At 60.0% G+C, this 15,037-nt stretch carries 16 protein-coding genes; 8 read left to right on the forward strand and 8 right to left on the reverse strand.

Annotation, left to right across the window (positions count from 1 at the left end; all coding sequences use genetic code 11):
* The first annotated feature begins 118 nt into the window (after window positions 1–118).
* From argJ to BLR31_RS00125, 3 genes are read left to right on the forward strand one after another with little or no spacing between them, the layout of a single operon-like run.
* Window positions 119–1,351 (forward strand): bifunctional glutamate N-acetyltransferase/amino-acid acetyltransferase ArgJ, encoded by a 1,233-nt coding sequence (gene argJ / locus BLR31_RS00115; protein ID WP_090589385.1) that lies wholly within the window; start codon window positions 119–121, stop codon window positions 1,349–1,351.
* Between the two features lie 3 nt (window positions 1,352–1,354).
* Window positions 1,355–2,116, forward strand: coding sequence for a GNAT family N-acetyltransferase (locus BLR31_RS00120; RefSeq protein ID WP_176762430.1), 762 nt, complete (start codon window positions 1,355–1,357; stop codon window positions 2,114–2,116).
* Window positions 2,113–2,511 (forward strand): (deoxy)nucleoside triphosphate pyrophosphohydrolase, encoded by a 399-nt coding sequence (locus tag BLR31_RS00125; RefSeq protein ID WP_090589388.1) that lies wholly within the window; start codon window positions 2,113–2,115, stop codon window positions 2,509–2,511. The genes BLR31_RS00120 and BLR31_RS00125 overlap by 4 nt, the downstream gene beginning before the upstream one ends.
* On the opposite strand, the gene BLR31_RS00130 is transcribed toward BLR31_RS00125, so the two are convergent.
* The 7 genes from BLR31_RS00130 to BLR31_RS00160 all read right to left on the reverse strand — a co-directional run bounded on the left by BLR31_RS00130 (window position 2,503) and on the right by BLR31_RS00160 (window position 9,672).
* Window positions 2,503–3,072 carry a DUF1003 domain-containing protein gene (locus tag BLR31_RS00130; protein WP_090589390.1) on the reverse strand — a complete coding sequence of 190 codons (570 nt, stop codon included), beginning with the start codon at window positions 3,070–3,072 and terminating at the stop codon, window positions 2,503–2,505. The genes BLR31_RS00125 and BLR31_RS00130 overlap by 9 nt on opposite strands.
* Window positions 3,073–3,127: 55 nt before the next feature.
* Window positions 3,128–5,701 (reverse strand): HWE histidine kinase domain-containing protein, encoded by a 2,574-nt coding sequence (locus BLR31_RS00135; RefSeq protein ID WP_090589392.1) that lies wholly within the window; start codon window positions 5,699–5,701, stop codon window positions 3,128–3,130.
* Entirely contained in the window at window positions 5,698–6,279 is a 582-nt protein-coding gene (locus BLR31_RS00140; RefSeq protein ID WP_090589394.1) for a biliverdin-producing heme oxygenase, read from the reverse strand. Before BLR31_RS00140 ends, BLR31_RS00135 begins: the two co-directional genes overlap by 4 nt.
* 99 nt (window positions 6,280–6,378) lie before the next feature.
* Window positions 6,379–7,398, reverse strand: a complete 1,020-nt coding sequence (locus BLR31_RS00145; protein ID WP_143009265.1) for a L,D-transpeptidase family protein — start codon at window positions 7,396–7,398, stop codon at window positions 6,379–6,381.
* A gap of 142 nt (window positions 7,399–7,540) precedes the next feature.
* On the reverse strand, window positions 7,541–8,500 hold the full coding sequence (locus BLR31_RS00150) for an acetyl-CoA carboxylase carboxyltransferase subunit alpha (protein ID WP_090589398.1): 960 nt from the start codon (window positions 8,498–8,500) through the stop codon (window positions 7,541–7,543).
* 120 nt (window positions 8,501–8,620) lie between these two features.
* Window positions 8,621–9,523, reverse strand: a complete 903-nt coding sequence (gene xerD / locus BLR31_RS00155) for a site-specific tyrosine recombinase XerD (protein WP_090589401.1) — start codon at window positions 9,521–9,523, stop codon at window positions 8,621–8,623.
* Window positions 9,520–9,672, reverse strand: a complete 153-nt coding sequence (locus tag BLR31_RS00160; protein ID WP_090589403.1) for a histidine kinase — start codon at window positions 9,670–9,672, stop codon at window positions 9,520–9,522. Before BLR31_RS00160 ends, xerD begins: the two co-directional genes overlap by 4 nt.
* Window positions 9,673–9,836: 164 nt before the next feature.
* Here BLR31_RS00160 and BLR31_RS00165 point away from each other — a divergent pair, with 164 nt between their 5' ends.
* The 3 genes from BLR31_RS00165 to BLR31_RS00175 are packed head-to-tail and all read left to right on the forward strand — an operon-like array spanning window position 9,837 to window position 12,825.
* The gene (locus BLR31_RS00165; protein WP_090589404.1) at window positions 9,837–10,427 is read left to right on the forward strand and encodes a shikimate kinase; all 591 of its coding nucleotides are present in this window, start codon (window positions 9,837–9,839) and stop codon (window positions 10,425–10,427) included.
* Window positions 10,427–11,545, forward strand: coding sequence for a 3-dehydroquinate synthase (gene aroB / locus BLR31_RS00170; protein WP_090589406.1), 1,119 nt, complete (start codon window positions 10,427–10,429; stop codon window positions 11,543–11,545). Before BLR31_RS00165 ends, aroB begins: the two co-directional genes overlap by 1 nt.
* On the forward strand, window positions 11,545–12,825 hold the full coding sequence (locus BLR31_RS00175; protein ID WP_090589408.1) for an HlyC/CorC family transporter: 1,281 nt from the start codon (window positions 11,545–11,547) through the stop codon (window positions 12,823–12,825). The genes aroB and BLR31_RS00175 overlap by 1 nt, the downstream gene beginning before the upstream one ends.
* Here BLR31_RS00175 and BLR31_RS00180 read toward each other — a convergent pair.
* Window positions 12,809–13,072, reverse strand: coding sequence for a BolA family protein (locus BLR31_RS00180; protein ID WP_090589410.1), 264 nt, complete (start codon window positions 13,070–13,072; stop codon window positions 12,809–12,811). The two genes, BLR31_RS00175 and BLR31_RS00180, sit on opposite strands and share 17 nt — an antisense overlap.
* Before the next feature lie 124 nt (window positions 13,073–13,196).
* On the opposite strand from BLR31_RS00180, the gene BLR31_RS00185 reads away from it, so the two are divergent.
* Entirely contained in the window at window positions 13,197–13,856 is a 660-nt protein-coding gene (locus tag BLR31_RS00185) for a J domain-containing protein (protein WP_090589412.1), read from the forward strand.
* Window positions 13,857–14,031: 175 nt separating this feature from the next.
* Entirely contained in the window at window positions 14,032–15,012 is a 981-nt protein-coding gene (cobS, locus tag BLR31_RS00190) for a cobaltochelatase subunit CobS (RefSeq protein WP_090589414.1), read from the forward strand.
* The last annotated feature ends 25 nt before the right edge of the window (window positions 15,013–15,037 follow it).

Here is a 15,037-nt window from a genome sequence, read left to right on the forward strand (position 1 = left end):
CATCGCTCTCTCCGCGCGCGATGGAGCGCATCGGTGAAGCGATAGTGCCTTGCATGACCATAAGCTTTAAGGCACACGAAAACCCATCGTAAGCCACGCCTTCAAAGGTCTCTTCGCCATGGCCCTGCCCGTATCTCCTCTCGCTCCCAAGACCTATGCCACACCGCCCGCCATCGCAGGCGTGCGCTTTGCCACGGCGGAAGCGGGTATTCGATATAAGGGTCGCACGGACGTCCTCCTGGCGGTTTTCGACGAGGGAACCGCCGTTGCGGGCGTCCTGACACGTTCGCTCTGTCCGTCCGCCGCAATCGATTGGTGCCGGCAGAATTTGAGCGGTGGAACAGCGCGCGCGCTCGTGGTCAATTCCGGCAATGCCAACGCCTTTACGGGTCTCAAGGGTATCGAGGCGGTGTCGCTAACTGCCGAACTTGCGGCCCGTGCCGTCGGCTGCGCGACAAGCGAAGTGTTTCTCGCCTCGACCGGTGTCATCGGAGAACCGCTCGATGCGAGGAAATTCGATGGCGTTCTCGACGCACTGACCCAAAAATTGTCTGCTGAGCCGTGGATGGAGCCCGCCAAGGCGATCATGACAACCGACACTTTCGCCAAGCTGTCCGAAGCGACGCTGGAGATCGACGGGGTCACGATCAATATTGCGGGCATCGCCAAGGGCTCGGGCATGATCGCTCCGGACATGGCTACCATGCTCAGCTTCGTCTTTACCGACGCGCCGATAGCCGCGCCGGTACTTCAGGCCCTGCTCACAAAACACAATGCCACGAGCTTTAACGCCATAACCGTCGATAGCGACACCTCCACGTCGGACACTTTGTTGGCCTTCGCGACGGGCAAGGCGGCAATCGATCCGATTGCAAGTCTCGACGATCCCCGCGCCGAAATCTTTGGCGAGGCGCTGAGCGATGTCCTTTTCGACATGGCGATGCAGGTGGTGCGGGATGGCGAAGGCGCGACAAAATTCGTGACCGTCAATGTGAGTGGCGCAACCAGCGATGAAAGCGCTGCCAAGATCGCCCGATCCATCGCCGACTCTCCGCTCGTAAAGACGGCCATTGCCGGTGAGGACGCCAATTGGGGCCGGATCGTCATGGCCGTGGGCAAGGCCGGCCAGCCCGCAGACCGCGACAAGCTTACCATCGCGTTTGGCGATCACGTCCTGGCACGTAACGGGCAGCGGGCAGCAGAATATTCCGAAGATGCCGCCACCGCCTACATGAAGGGCGAAGAGCTTTCGGTATCGGTGGATATCGGGCTGGGCGCTGGACACGCCACAGTTTACACCTGCGATCTGACGCATGGTTATATCGACATCAACGGCAACTACCGGAGCTAGATGGTGTCCACCATCGCACAAACCGAAGCGGCGTTTCTGAAAGCCTGGCCGGCGCTCGAGACGGTGAGCGATGGACAATGGTGTGCCCGGTTCGGGAACGGTCTGACCCGGCGGGCCAATTGCATCCAGGTCAACGATGCCGACGACGATGGTGATGGCGATGCTGCGGCACGGCTGAAAAATCTCGCCGCCCTTTACGACGACCGCCGCCTCCTGCCCTATTTTCGCGTCACCCCGCTGACAGGGCGCGCCACGTTTGACGCTCTGGTCCAGGCGGGTTGGGCAGCAAGCGATTATGCACTGATCATGCAGATGCCAATCGGAGAAACCGTTGGCGTGGACGGCGAGTGCGTCGTGACTTCGCCTGACGATCAGGACTTTCTGGCCGCCCAGAGCGCATTGCAGGGCTATGGTGGGGAAAATGCTACGACGTTTGCCAAATTGATCGCCAAGCTCGACAGCCCTGCCGTCGGGCTGACCATCTATGACAGCGACGGGACAGCGCTCGCCTCACTCTTGTGTGTCGAGGCGTCTGGCATCGGTGTGTTCCTCAACGTCTCGACTGCACCAGCAGCGCGGCGACAAGGACTTGGAACACGGCTTATGGCCTCGGCGATCAGTTGGCTGGCCGAGAATGGCGCGACAGAGGCTGCCCTTCAGGTCGCAGCAGACAATCGCGCCGCCGTCGCGCTCTACCTATCGATGGGCTTTAGCTACCGCTATCCCTATCACTACCGCAGGCGGCTGGAGACGAAAGCGTCATGAAGATCATCCTTGTCGTTGCCTGCGCGCTCGTCGACGCCGATCGGCGCGTGCTGATTGCACAGCGCCCGGAGGGCAAGCAATTGTCGGGGCTTTGGGAATTTCCCGGTGGCAAGATCGAGATCGGCGAGACGCCCGAAGCAGCGCTGATCCGCGAATTGTCGGAAGAATTGGGTATCGAAACGAAAGAGGCCTGCCTTGCGCCGCTGACATTCGCCAGTCACACCTATGCCGATTTTCATCTCATGATGCCGCTCTATGTGTGCAGGAAATGGCAGGGGACGCCCATCGCACGGGAACACGCGGCGCTAAAGTGGGTGCGGCCGCAGGCGCTGCACGATTATGCCATGCCAGCCGCCGATGAACCGTTGATTGCCCCTTTGATCGACCTATTGTGAGCTCGATCGGCTGGCAATGACCGCCTTGGTCAAGCGCTCGATCTGTTCCTGCTGTTTGATGATAAGCGCCTGGAGGTCGTGCTCGCGCATTTGGTCGAGCTTGTCATGGAGCGCCATGATCTCCACCTCGGCCTTGAGATTGACTTCATAATCGTGCGCCGCGGCTAGACGATCTTTGATCGCCTGCCTGTTTTGACTCATCATGATGATAGGAGCCTGCAGCGCCGCCACCATCGAGAGCATCAGGTTGAGAAAGATAAACGGGTAAGGATCAAAGGCATTAATCGCCAGGACGATATTGCTCGCTACCCACAGGACAAGAAAACTCACGAACAGTATTATGAAGGTCCATGAGCCGCCAAAGCTCGCGATCGCATCGGACATGCGATCTCCAAAGCCAAGCTTATCCAGATAGTCTTCGCTGACGTCACGGGCGAGCGTGCGGCGCGAAAGAGCGCGTTTGAGCACGCCGTGTTCGACGCTGGAAAGGGCATCGACGTCCTTTCCAAAGTAGCGGCTGGAACCGCGTGCCAGGCGGGACTCGAAATCATCATCAGTCATGGCGCATCCTCTTGGGGTGTTGCCCCTCAAGTTTACGCCCGGCGGCTACCCAACGCTACGGCTGTGGGGCAAGCGCCCGTACAAGCGCTGCCGCAAGGGTGGACGCGTCAAATGGCTTGTTGACCCGCTCCTTGTCCTGATGCGCTTCAGGGAACGATACGCCGTCCGCATAGCCTGATGCGAAAATGAACGGGATGTCACGCGCCGCAAGCGCGTCGGCCACCGCAAAACTCGTCTCACTGCCCAGATTGACGTCGAGAACAGCAAAGCCGATCGGCGCGCTTTCGATGATCTTTATCGCCTGCGTGACATTGGACGCCATCTCGATCTCGCTGCAGCCGAGATCGCGCAACACCGCCTCGCAATCCATAGCGATGATCACATTGTCTTCGACCACCAGCCCCCGACCCTCCGGGAATTCGACTTCGCCCGGGCGCGCGAGAGACACCGACGCCGCGCGAGAGACTGTTCCGTCCAGATCAACGATATGGTCGGAGGGAATGCGCAGGATGACGCGGAGGCCATCGATACGGTAATCGGTTTCAACGACGCCGCCGAGATCGTGTGTAATCGAGCGATGGATCACCACCGAGCCGAAGCCGCTCTCCATCGGCGCCTTGACGGCAGGTCCGTCGCGCTCGATCCAGCGGATCTCCAGCCATCCCGCAGCGTCTCGTTCGAGATGAATGGCGACGGTGCCGCGCTTGTCACACAGGGCGCCGTATTTGGCGGAATTGGTCGTGAGTTCGTGAATGACGAGCGCCAGCGCCGAAAAGCTCCGCGGCTCAAGGCCTACATCCTGGCCCGATACAATCACCCGCTCTGACTTCTCGGCGAGGTAGGCGCCGGTTTCATTGGCGATGAGATCGAGCAGCGACCCGGCATTCCACTGCCGCTCCGTTAGCTGATCATGGGCCCGCGCCAGTGCCTGCACGCGATCATCGAGGGTCTCGACGAACTCGGCCGTCGTGCGATGCGGTGTGTGGACCTGCCGGATGAGGCCGCGAATGAGGCCAAGGATATTGCGGACCCGGTGGTTGAGTTCAGCGATCAGCAATTCCTGGCGCTGCCGCGCGGTGCGGCGTTCGCCTTCGATCAGATCGGTATGCTTGAGAATGACTTCGAGCAGGCTGACCCGCAGCGCCTCGGCCAGCCTGATCTGCCCCGGGCTCCATGGAACGGACTGGCCCTCGGTGATCTGGCGCCAGATTTCAAAACTCTTGCGTGGCGTGAGGCGGTCGCCAAGTGGACCGACACTCACCGGCTTTTGCGGATTGCCCGCCCATTTGACCTCGCGCGGCATCTCGCGGCGGAAAAACACCAGATAGTCGCGCGGCGAGCGGGAGATGGGAATAACCAGCATGCCGGATGCGACCGGCGCATAGTCCGCAGCGGGCGGATGTATGGCGCGAATCTCATGGCTGACATAGATCGAGTTGGAAGCCGTCCGATTGAGAAAATGGGTTAGCGCATCGAACTGCTCTCGCGTCGGGGTCTTCTCCCAAAGCTCGACGTCTCCGTCGATGGTCATGGCGATGCCGTCGCATTCGACGAGTTCGGACATCTCATTAAACATCGACCGCAATTGAGACAGCGGACCCTGTTCGGGCCCGACCATACGCAGAACCTTGTGGTGAAACCTCTGGGCGCGCTGCTCGGCGGAAATTTCGGACTCGCGGATCTTGGCGTCGAGCGCTAGCGAAAACACCTGCCCCACCAGTTCCGCGGCCGTTCGAACATTGAAGGGGACTCGCCGGGGGCCATAATGGTGACAGGTGATCAGTCCCCACAGGCGCCCCCTCACCATGATCGAAATCGACATCGACGCGCCAACGCCCATATTGCGCAGATACTCGAGGTGAATGGGCGAAACCGAGCGCAACACCGAGTTCGAGAGATCTATGGGCATGCCATCGGCCATGGTCGCGGGCACGATCTCATGGGCTGGTCCATCGACGTCGGCAATGATGCGGATCATGTTGCGCTTGTAGAGTTCGCGCGCCTGCCGGGGAACGTCCGAAGCCGGATATCGCTGCCCCATAAAACTATCGATCTCACGTCGACGCGACTCGGCGACGACCTCACCGCTTTCGTCGTGGAGGAACTTGTAGATCATCACCCGATCAAATCCGGTCAGGACTTGAACAAGACTGGCGCCGGCCTTGCAGAGCTTGTCGACGGTTTCCGCACCCTGCAGCCGCTGCACAATGCGGCGCACCATCGATTCATTGCTCTCGATGCCCGGCCGCGAGGGCTCGCACTCGATGATGATCAGTGATCCTGAAACATGGACCGCGGCATCGCAGGTTTCGCCATTCTCGGTGAGTTGCGTTGTAAAGACGCGCTCGACGTCGTTTTCCCCGGTCAGGTGCTGGACGTGATTGCGGATGGAATGCAGAAACTGGCTATCGGCGAAATTGCCCAATGGATGACCGATCGCGGCATCGGGGTCTACACCGAGCCATTCGGCGGAATTGGTCGAGATGTACTGAACGATCCAATCGAACGAAACCGCGACCAGAAATCCAAAGCCCTGAATACGACCGAGCCTATGGATGGGTTCGCGATCACAGTTTGTGAGATCGACTTCGGTAGCCGGCAACGCGCCAGCATTAAAGTTTTCATTCATAGACCGGCTACGGCTCCAAGGACTTCATCGTGGGTAAGTGCGCGCTCGAACGCTGCAAATACGGCATTGGCAGCGGCAACCGCCGCCTTGGTTTCTGCCCCCGAGAAATCCAATGTGTCCAATCTCGAAACAAAACGCGGCCAAAGTTTGAGCCCTTCGCCGTGATCGAGGTAACGCGTTGCCGTTCCGCGCAAGGCGGGATCCACAGAGCGGGACAACACTGCGCCACCGAGCCGAGATCCTTCGAGGACATAGGCAACGCCAATAAGTTCGGGAGCAGTCGTGCCCACTTGATAGGGCTCGGCGAACGGGCGTGACAGTCCTAGCGCCTCGATATCCTCGAGCAGGAATTCGGCGCGCCTGTGCTCGGGCCACTCAGGGAAAATGGGCAGGAGACCGCGCTGGGTCAGTTGCTGTTCAAGGGTCGGAACAAGCCGGGCATGCCAGACGAGAAACGCGCCATAATCGTCCTGATCATAGAGCTCGAACAGGCTCGCCAATCGGTCGAGCCGCTCATGGGCAGGTCGCGTTCCGTCCCGAAGAGCGAAACGCAGGCTTTTGTCAGACGCAAGTGGCATATGAGAGGGGACCTCAAGACGTGATTTGCCCGAGGGTTAGCGACACCCCCAACCGTTTGAAACGCGAGGACGTTGCATTTGGTTCCAGTTGGACCGAAATCAACCGCCGGGATTGACGGGCACCGCTTGTGTCTGCGCGGTCCCACCGCCAAATGGCGTCATGATGGTGCTAAAGAACCCGTCCACCGCATTGTTGATCGCCGCGCCGCGCGCTTCGAGCTCGGCATCGGCATTAATGCGGCGCTGCTCGGCCGTTGCTGCTGCAGCGTCGGCCTCTGCGAGCCGGGTGACGGCGCTTTGGAGCGCAATGGCATCGGCTGATTGCTTGGCCATAAAGGCGGAAACGATCGTCTGATCCGCGGTGATCGCGGGGCAAACGCCGGCGATCGACGCAGCAGCGCTGGCCGCAGAGGGCTGGCGGAAAACGTAGCGACCTTCACATACGTCCCAGCTCGGAGGCTGGTTGGCGACTTCAAAGAAGTCGTAGCCTTCCTTGATATTGGTCCAGAAATCGAAATGCGGGCTGTTCTGATGACGCGCCAGATTTTGGGGCGTCATGCGGAACGGAAATATCTGAACCTCAAAGGCACGATTGCCGCCGGTAAACGATTCGCGCGCGAGGGCATAGATTTCGGCGATCTGGTCGTCTTCCATGGCGTAGCACCCGGCCGAAGAACAGGCGCCATGGACCATGAGATGGCTACCGCTTCGGCCGTGGGTGCGGTCGAACTTATTGGGGAAGCCGAGATTGAACGCCAGATGGTAGTTTGAGTTGGGGTTCATCAGGCCCGGCGTGATCGTATAGAAGCCCTCGGGCGCCTGCCGGTCGCCTTCATAGAATTTGGGACCCAGCTCGCCTGACCAGGTGCAGATCTCATAGGATTTAAAAAGCCGGTAGCGACCGTCGGCCGTCTGTTTCCAGACCTCGAGCGTATCTTCTTCCTTAAAGATGCGCACCATCATCGCAGCGCCAGGCGAGGAGCCCATGGCGGTGAGCTGCATTTTGGCGGCGCTCGAGAGCGGGACGAGATGGCGGCCATCGCCTTCCAATGGCGAACACGACGCCAATGCGCCTGCCATCAGAAGAGTGACGACCAAAAGGACGTATTTCCGGAGCATCTATGCCGTGACCCTGACTTAACCTTACTCTTTTGCGTCCCCCGCGCCCGCCCAGTCATGGCAGATCAGGGTTAACGCCCGGTAAGGCTTTGTCCGCAATCGACGCTAATTTCGCGCAAATTGCAAGATTCGGCCGTCACGATCAGGTGAGGTTGGTCCCGATGGCGAGGAATTTTTCGCGCCTCAACTCACGGATTTCCAGAGGCCCAAGATCGTCGCCAAACTCGCTCAGGAACTTCATGATCTCGGCTTTGGTGTCGGCCATGACCTTTTCAGGATGACGATGCGCGCCACCCACGGGTTCTTCTATGATTCCATCGATGACCTTGAGCGCCATCAGATCCTGCGCGGTTATCTTTTGAGCTGCAGCCATGTCCTGCGCCTTGCCGGCATCGCGGAAAAGGATCGAGGCACCGGCCTCAGGCGAGATGACCGAATAGACGGAATGCTCGAGCATGAGCACCCGGTTGGTCGCGGCAATCGCGATCGCTCCGCCAGAGCCGCCTTCGCCGATGATGATGGACAGATTGGGCACTCCGATTTCCAGGCATTTTTCGGTCGATCGAGCGATCGCTTCAGCCTGTCCACGCTCTTCAGCGCCGATACCGGGATAGGCGCCGGCAGTGTCGACGAACGAAATGACCGGCAAACCGAACCTGTCGGCCATTTCCATGATGCGTACGGCCTTTCGGTAGCCCTCAGGCCGGGCCATCCCGAAATTATGCTTCAAGCGGCTCTCGGTGTCATTGCCCTTTTCCTGCCCCAGGATGGCAACCGGCACGCCGTCGATACGACCAAAGCCTGCTTGGATCGCAGGGTCCTCGGCAAACTTGCGGTCGCCTGCGAGAGGCGTCCACTCGGTGACGATCGATTTGAGATAATTTGAGAAATGCGGGCGCTGCGGGTGACGCGCGACCTGCGTTTTCTGCCAGGGGGTGAGCTTTTTGTAGACGTCCTTGAGCGCCTCTTCGGCGCGCTGCTGCAGACGCGAAACCTCATCCCCGATCGAGACAGCCTGATCGGTCTGGGCAAGGGATTTGAGCTCGGCGATCTTGCCTTCGAGCTCGGCAACTGGCTTTTCGAAATCGAGATATGACTGCATGCAATCTGCCCGTTTCGGGCAACCTTCTCATGTTTGTTGCGGCCTCGCCAGCCCTAGGGCGGCGCGGCTAGGCTCTATGGTCCCAAAGTGGCCGGAAAGTGTCGATTAGCCTCGCCCATGTCAAGAACTCCCCTCCGACAAAGGGTGATGATCGTCGAGGAGTTTGCGCAAATGCGCGTCGAGCACATGGGTGTAGATCTGTGTTGTCGATATATCTGCATGCCCTAAAAGCATCTGGACGACGCGCAGATCAGCTCCGTTCTGGAGCAGATGGCTGGCAAAAGCATGTCGCAGAACGTGGGGCGAGACCGCCGCTGCGGACAGCCCCGCCCGTGCCGCAAGTGACTTGAGGTCACGAGCGAAAACCTGGCGGGCCAAATGCCCCTCAGCGCCGGACGCCGGAAATACGAAGCGGTCCTTCTCCCGACCATCGAGCCAGGCATGGAGAGCGTCGCGTGCCTTGTCTCCCATTGGGACAATGCGCTCTTTGTTGCCTTTGCCTTTGATCGTGAGATAGTTCGCCTCGCGCGTGACGGCCCGGCGCTCGAGCGCGACAAGTTCAGATACCCGCATGCCCGTGGCATAGAGCAACTCGAGCAGAACATGGAGGCGGATATCTTTTTCCTCGCCTGCTGCGGCCTCCGTTTCCGCCAGGACAAGCAGCCGGTCGACATCGTCAACCGATAGGACCTTGGGTAGCCCTCGCCCAGGTTTCGGCGCGACGATGATGCGCGTGGGATCATCGGTCTTTATCGCCTCAGCGACCAGGAAACGGTGAAATTGCCGTACGGCGCTGAGGCGGCGGGCGCTCGAGTTGGCCGACAGTCCATTCGCGCTCAACGCAGCCAGATAAGCCGAAATGTCTTCCCGGTCTGCGCCGCTGAGCATTCGTGACCGCCCGGCGAGAAAGCCGCTATAATCGAGAAGATCGCGGCGATAGGCATCGATGGTGTTTGTCGCAGCCCCGCGCTCGGCGCTCATCATTTCGAGAAAGGCTTCGACCAGATGCAATTCGGCTGTCATTGGGCGCCCGAGAGGATTTCTCGCGTCGGCACACGCACGGTGACCTCACGTTCCTCGGGCTCGACGAGAACGCTGAGCGCAAACATCGCCGCATAGCCGAGCGCGACTATGAAGCCGATGGCCACGAGAAGTCGAAAAAGTGTGGGCATGAGCGGCTCTCTCGGGTCTTCGGTGTCGGACGGACAGTCTGGCGGCTAATCGTTGCAGTTTGGTTCAGTTTTTCCAGATTTGCAGGCACCGGGCAAGGCCGCGACCTTGACACCGGCTCTGCCAAAGGCTTGAACCGGTCCGGCGCGAGGACAGGGCGATAACGATGGGGCGCAACGCACCCGACATCAATGACGACATCGACGCGCGCGAGTTGACCACTCGCCTTGCCGGACGCCCCGTCGTGCTCGTAGGGATGATGGGCGCGGGCAAAACCACCGTCGGTCGCAGGCTCGCGGGGCGGATGGGCGTTCGCTTCGTCGACTCCGACGTGGAGATCGAAACCGCTGCCGGGATGTCGATCCCCGACATTTTCGCGTCACACGGCGAAAGTGAATTTCGCGCCGGAGAAGCACGCGTCATCTCAAGGCTGCTGCGCGACCATCAAGGCATCATCGCCACGGGCGGTGGCGCCTTCATCAACCCCGAAACGCGCGCATCGATCAAAGAGCTGGCGGTTTCGGTGTGGATCAAGGCCGATTTCGACGTGCTGTTCGCGCGCGTTTCAAAGCGCCCCTCACGACCACTGCTTCAAACGCCAAATCCCCGGGCGACCCTTCAAGACCTCATCGACAAGCGCTATCCGACCTATGCCCTTGCCGACATCACCATTGCCTCGCGCGACGTTCCCCATGATGTCGTGGTGACCGAAATTCTTGCCGCACTTTCCCATTATCTAGACGATCAAGGCGCCTGATGAGCCTGCAGCCCACTCCCTCGCACACCGTACATGTACCGCTGGGCGATCGTGCCTACGACATCGTGATCGCACCCGACGCGATAGACCAAGCCGGCACGCGCCTCGCTGGTCTTTTTCCTGGTGCGCGCTTTGGAATCGTGACCGACGTTAATGTTGCCGAGGCGCAGTTACCGCGGCTTGTCGCGTCGCTCGACGCGGCGGGATTGAGCCATGCGGAAATCATTGTACCCGCCGGCGAGAGCACCAAGTCCTGGATGCATCTGCAGGATGTTGTCGACGGCATTCTCGGCGCGCGGCTCGAACGCAATGACATCCTGATTGCGCTGGGCGGAGGCGTTATCGGCGATCTCGCGGGCTTTGCGGCGTCGATCGTCCGCCGCGGCATGGATTTCGTGCAGGTACCGACCTCGCTTCTGGCGCAGGTCGATTCGTCGGTTGGCGGCAAAACGGGCATCAACTCCGTCCATGGCAAAAATCTTGTAGGTGCGTTTCACCAGCCGCGTCTGGTGCTCGCGGACCTTTCGGCCCTCGATACGCTGCCACCGCGCCAGTTCGCTGCGGGCTACGCCGAAGTTGTAAAATACGGACTGATCGGTGATCAGAACTTCTTTTTCTGGCTCGAGGCCAACGCGAGCGAAATCGGCGCTGGCGGGCCAGCGCGCGCTGAGGCCATCGCAAGGGCCTGCGCAGCCAAGGCGCGTGTCGTCGTGGCCGATGAAAAGGAAACGGGCGAACGGGCACTGCTCAATCTAGGGCACACATTCGGTCACGCACTGGAAAAAGCCACCGGATATTCGGATCGCCTTTTGCATGGCGAAGGGGTGGCGATCGGCATGGTCCTTGCGCACAAGTTCTCCGCTCGACTTGGGCTCGCACCATCGCAAGACACCGGCCGGATCGAGGCGCATTTGAAAATTGCCGGCTTGCCCACTACATTGGCTGACATTCCGGGCGAATTGCCTCCCACACCTGTGCTCATGGACGCCATCGCGCAAGACAAGAAAGTCTCGCGCGGTGCACTGACGTTCATCCTCACGCGTGGCATCGGCGGCGCCTTCATCGAAAAAAATGTCGACCCCACCGCCGTCAGCGGCTTTCTCGAGGATATGCGCTAATGGATGCTTCGCTCTGGCTATCGCTGTTTTCGATCATCGCCCTTCTGGCCATGAGTTTTTTCTTCTCAGGCTCTGAAACGGCCCTGACGGCGGCATCGCGTGCCAGGATGCATCAGCTCGCCAAGAACGGCGACAAGCGGGCGACACTGGTCGAAAAGCTGACGGTGGAAAAGGAGCGTCTGATCGGCTCGCTGCTCCTGGGCAACAACATCGTCAACATCCTGGCCTCGACGCTGGCGGCTTCGGTCCTGATCCAGATATTTGGCGAGGCAGGCATCGCCTATGCGACCCTGGTCATGACCGCAGCGGTCGTGATCTTTTCCGAGGTGCTGCCCAAGACCCTCGCACTGATCCGGCCCGATGCGTTTGCCCTGGTGGTCGCGCCTGTCATCCGGGTAATCGTTCTGGTGTTTTCTCCGGTCACCATCGCCGTGCAGTGGATCGTCAATTCGATACTGCGGGCTTTCGGCCTGGACGCCAGCCGCGCCTCGTCGATCTCGGGCCATGAGGAATTGCGCGGCACAGTGGACTTCCTCCATTCCGAGGGCGAGGTGGTCAAGCACGACCGCGACATGCTGGGCGGTATTCTCGATCTGCGCGAGCTCGAAGTGTCCGACGTGATGGTGCATCGCACCAGAATGCTGGCGCTTGATTCCGATATGCCCGCCAACGAGTTGATCGCCGCTATACTGGACAGCCCCTTTACCCGTGTTCCGCTTTACAAGGATAAGCAGGATAACATTATCGGGGTCGTCCACGCCAAGGACCTGCTGCGCGCCATCCAGCGGGCCGATGGGGATTTCACCAAGGTCAACCCCGCCAAGATCGCGTTCAAACCTTGGTTTGTTCCCGACACGACATCGGCGCAGGCGCAGCTTAATGCGTTCCTGAAACGCAAGCTCCATTTCGCGCTGGTGGTCGATGAATACGGCGAAGTTCAGGGGCTCATCACGCTCGAAGACATTCTCGAAGAGATCGTCGGTGACATTTCAGACGAGCACGACGCCGTGATCGATGGAGTGCGCAAGCAGGCAGACGGGTCCTACATCATCGATGGGCAGTTGCCGATCCGCGACCTCAACCGCGCCCTCGACTGGCACCTGCCGGACGAAGAAGCGACGACGATCGCCGGTCTGGTCATCCATGAAGCCAAGTTGATCCCCGAGCCTGGACAGCAATTCACGTTCCACAAACTGCGATTTAAAGTCCTGCGCCGGGCTCATAACCGTATCACCCAGTTGCGGGTGGCGCCGGTGGAAACCGCTACGACGAAGGCTTGACCTCGATCGCCAAGGCGTGAAGGCCGGCGTCGAACTGTTTGGCGAGCGCGGCGTTTATCGCGCGGTGCTGCGCGACGCGGTTCATGCCGTCGAGCGCCGGACTGGCAATCTTGACGCGGAAATGGGTATTGCCCCCTTCCCGCCATCCTGCATGGCCATGGTGGCGTTCCGAGTCGTCGATCACCTCAAGCGCCGTCGGCGCGAAATTTTCGATGAGAGTGGCTTCGATCTGGTCGCGGACGCTCATGTGTCAACTGCCCCTGCTGGCGAAAACTTTGATTTTGTACCGGCAAGCCGGCGCAAAACGGTATAGGATCGCGGGTCCCAGATTCCAAGGCCCTGCATGGCCAAGGCCTTAAACGTAGAGTTCGATGACTATAAACAGCAAATCCAAAATCTTCGATTCGGTTCGCATCAAGCCGCGACGCGGCACGGCGGAGGCCGAGGCCGAAATGCGCCCAGGCTGCGACTGGGAGGGGTGCGACAAGCCGGGTATTTATAAGGCACCGAAAGGCGCGCGCTCGGCTGGTGAGTTTCACAATTTCTGCCTCGAGCACGTCCGGCATTACAACAAGGCGTTCAACTATTTCGATGGCATGAACGACGAGGAAATCGCCGATCACGCCAACAAGATGAACGCGCCGGGCTCCAAAGAGACCTGGGCCTATGGCTCGAACCGGTTCGGCAAATCCAATCCCGAGCCGAAAAAGTTCAAGTCTCGCGACCACACGGGGCGTCAGTTCCATGACACCAACCATATGTTTGCGCGGCTGCGGTCGCGGGCGCGGCAGGATGCCGGCACTAAGGGCGAAGCGCCGGAACGCGCCATCACCCTGACCGGCCAGGACCGCGCTGCGTTCGAGGTTTTGGGGCTGGAGGGCCGCAAGGCGTCGCCCGAAATCAAGTCCGCTTACAAGGCACTGGTCAAGCTGCACCACCCCGACGCCAATGGCGGAGACAAGAGTTCGGAAGACCGGCTGCGCAACATCATTTCGTCCTACAACCACCTCAAGCAGCGCGGCTTTGTCTAGTAAGTCACCTCTCAACAACGCTGACTAATGAACTGCTCGCGCTTGCGACACCCCACGCTCTAGGTTTATGGCAGTTGTGTTGCTATAAGCGCTTCGAAATTTCCCTTCAGACGCGACGATGACGCGCCTTACGCATCGGTCGGCCTTCGCCGATGCCGCTTGAGACGAGGCAAAGATGACTGAATATTCCAATCTGCCCGACACCGACTACAACGTCCGCGACCTGTTCGGGATCGACAGCGACATGGTGGTCAAGGGCTACGGCACCCGCACGGACCATGTGCCCGAGATCGACCCAGACTATCTCTTCGACCGCAACACGACACTCGCGATCCTTGCAGGCTTTGCCTTCAACCGCCGCGTCATGGTGCAGGGCTATCACGGTACGGGTAAGTCGACACACATCGAGCAGGTCGCAGCGCGACTGAACTGGCCGCTGGTGCGCGTCAATCTCGACAGCCATGTCTCGCGGATCGACCTCGTGGGCAAGGACGCCATCGTCCTGCGCGAAGGCAAGCAGGTCACCGAATTCCGCGACGGCATTTTGCCCTGGGCTGTGCAGAATAATGTGGCGCTGGTATTTGACGAGTACGACGCCGGTCGTCCCGACGTGATGTTCGTTATCCAGCGCGTGCTGGAGGTTTCGGGCCGCCTGACCCTCCTCGACCAGAACCGCGTCATCCGCCCGCACCCCGCTTTCCGGCTGTTTTCGACGACCAACACGATCGGCCTGGGCGATACATCCGGGCTCTATCACGGCACCCAGCAGATCAACCAGGGCCAGATGGACCGCTGGTCGATTGTCGTGACGCTGAATTATCTGGCGCACGAAAAGGAAGTCGGGATCGTCCTGGCCAAGGCCAAGACCTACAATCAGGACGATGAGGGCCGCAAGCTCGTATCCAACATGGTCCGCGTCGCCGATCTCACGCGCTCTGCCTTCATCAACGGCGATCTGTCGACAGTGATGAGCCCACGTGCCGTGATCACCTGGGCGGAAAACGCCGAGATTTTCGGCGATATCGGCTTTGCCTTCCGGTTGACCTTCCTCAACAAGTGCGACGAACTCGAACGCCCGGTGGTTGCCGAGTTCTACCAGCGCGTGTTCGGTGTCGATCTGCCCGAAAGCGCGGCCAACCTTGCGATCTCGGCATAGTACTTTGTGAGGGCAGAGCGCTGCC

It is taken from the genome of Pelagibacterium luteolum (assembly GCF_900100665.1).
Lineage (GTDB): Bacteria > Pseudomonadota > Alphaproteobacteria > Rhizobiales > Devosiaceae > Pelagibacterium > Pelagibacterium luteolum.

What these genes read in the sequence shown, in the direction of transcription:
- argJ (WP_090589385.1), top strand. Translation starts at nt 119, where the DNA reads ATGGCCCTGCCCGTATCTCCTCTCGCTCCCAAGACCTATGCCACACCG.
- BLR31_RS00125 (WP_090589388.1), top strand. Translation starts at nt 2,113, where the DNA reads ATGAAGATCATCCTTGTCGTTGCCTGCGCGCTCGTCGACGCCGATCGG.
- BLR31_RS00130 (WP_090589390.1), bottom strand. Translation starts at nt 3,072, where the DNA reads ATGACTGATGATGATTTCGAGTCCCGCCTGGCACGCGGTTCCAGCCGC.
- BLR31_RS00135 (WP_090589392.1), bottom strand. Translation starts at nt 5,701, where the DNA reads ATGAATGAAAACTTTAATGCTGGCGCGTTGCCGGCTACCGAAGTCGAT.
- BLR31_RS00140 (WP_090589394.1), bottom strand. Translation starts at nt 6,279, where the DNA reads ATGCCACTTGCGTCTGACAAAAGCCTGCGTTTCGCTCTTCGGGACGGA.
- BLR31_RS00145 (WP_143009265.1), bottom strand. Translation starts at nt 7,398, where the DNA reads ATGCTCCGGAAATACGTCCTTTTGGTCGTCACTCTTCTGATGGCAGGC.
- BLR31_RS00150 (WP_090589398.1), bottom strand. Translation starts at nt 8,500, where the DNA reads ATGCAGTCATATCTCGATTTCGAAAAGCCAGTTGCCGAGCTCGAAGGC.
- xerD (WP_090589401.1), bottom strand. Translation starts at nt 9,523, where the DNA reads ATGACAGCCGAATTGCATCTGGTCGAAGCCTTTCTCGAAATGATGAGC.
- BLR31_RS00160 (WP_090589403.1), bottom strand. Translation starts at nt 9,672, where the DNA reads ATGCCCACACTTTTTCGACTTCTCGTGGCCATCGGCTTCATAGTCGCG.
- BLR31_RS00165 (WP_090589404.1), top strand. Translation starts at nt 9,837, where the DNA reads ATGGGGCGCAACGCACCCGACATCAATGACGACATCGACGCGCGCGAG.
- aroB (WP_090589406.1), top strand. Translation starts at nt 10,427, where the DNA reads ATGAGCCTGCAGCCCACTCCCTCGCACACCGTACATGTACCGCTGGGC.
- BLR31_RS00175 (WP_090589408.1), top strand. Translation starts at nt 11,545, where the DNA reads ATGGATGCTTCGCTCTGGCTATCGCTGTTTTCGATCATCGCCCTTCTG.
- BLR31_RS00180 (WP_090589410.1), bottom strand. Translation starts at nt 13,072, where the DNA reads ATGAGCGTCCGCGACCAGATCGAAGCCACTCTCATCGAAAATTTCGCG.
- BLR31_RS00185 (WP_090589412.1), top strand. Translation starts at nt 13,197, where the DNA reads ATGACTATAAACAGCAAATCCAAAATCTTCGATTCGGTTCGCATCAAG.
- cobS (WP_090589414.1), top strand. Translation starts at nt 14,032, where the DNA reads ATGACTGAATATTCCAATCTGCCCGACACCGACTACAACGTCCGCGAC.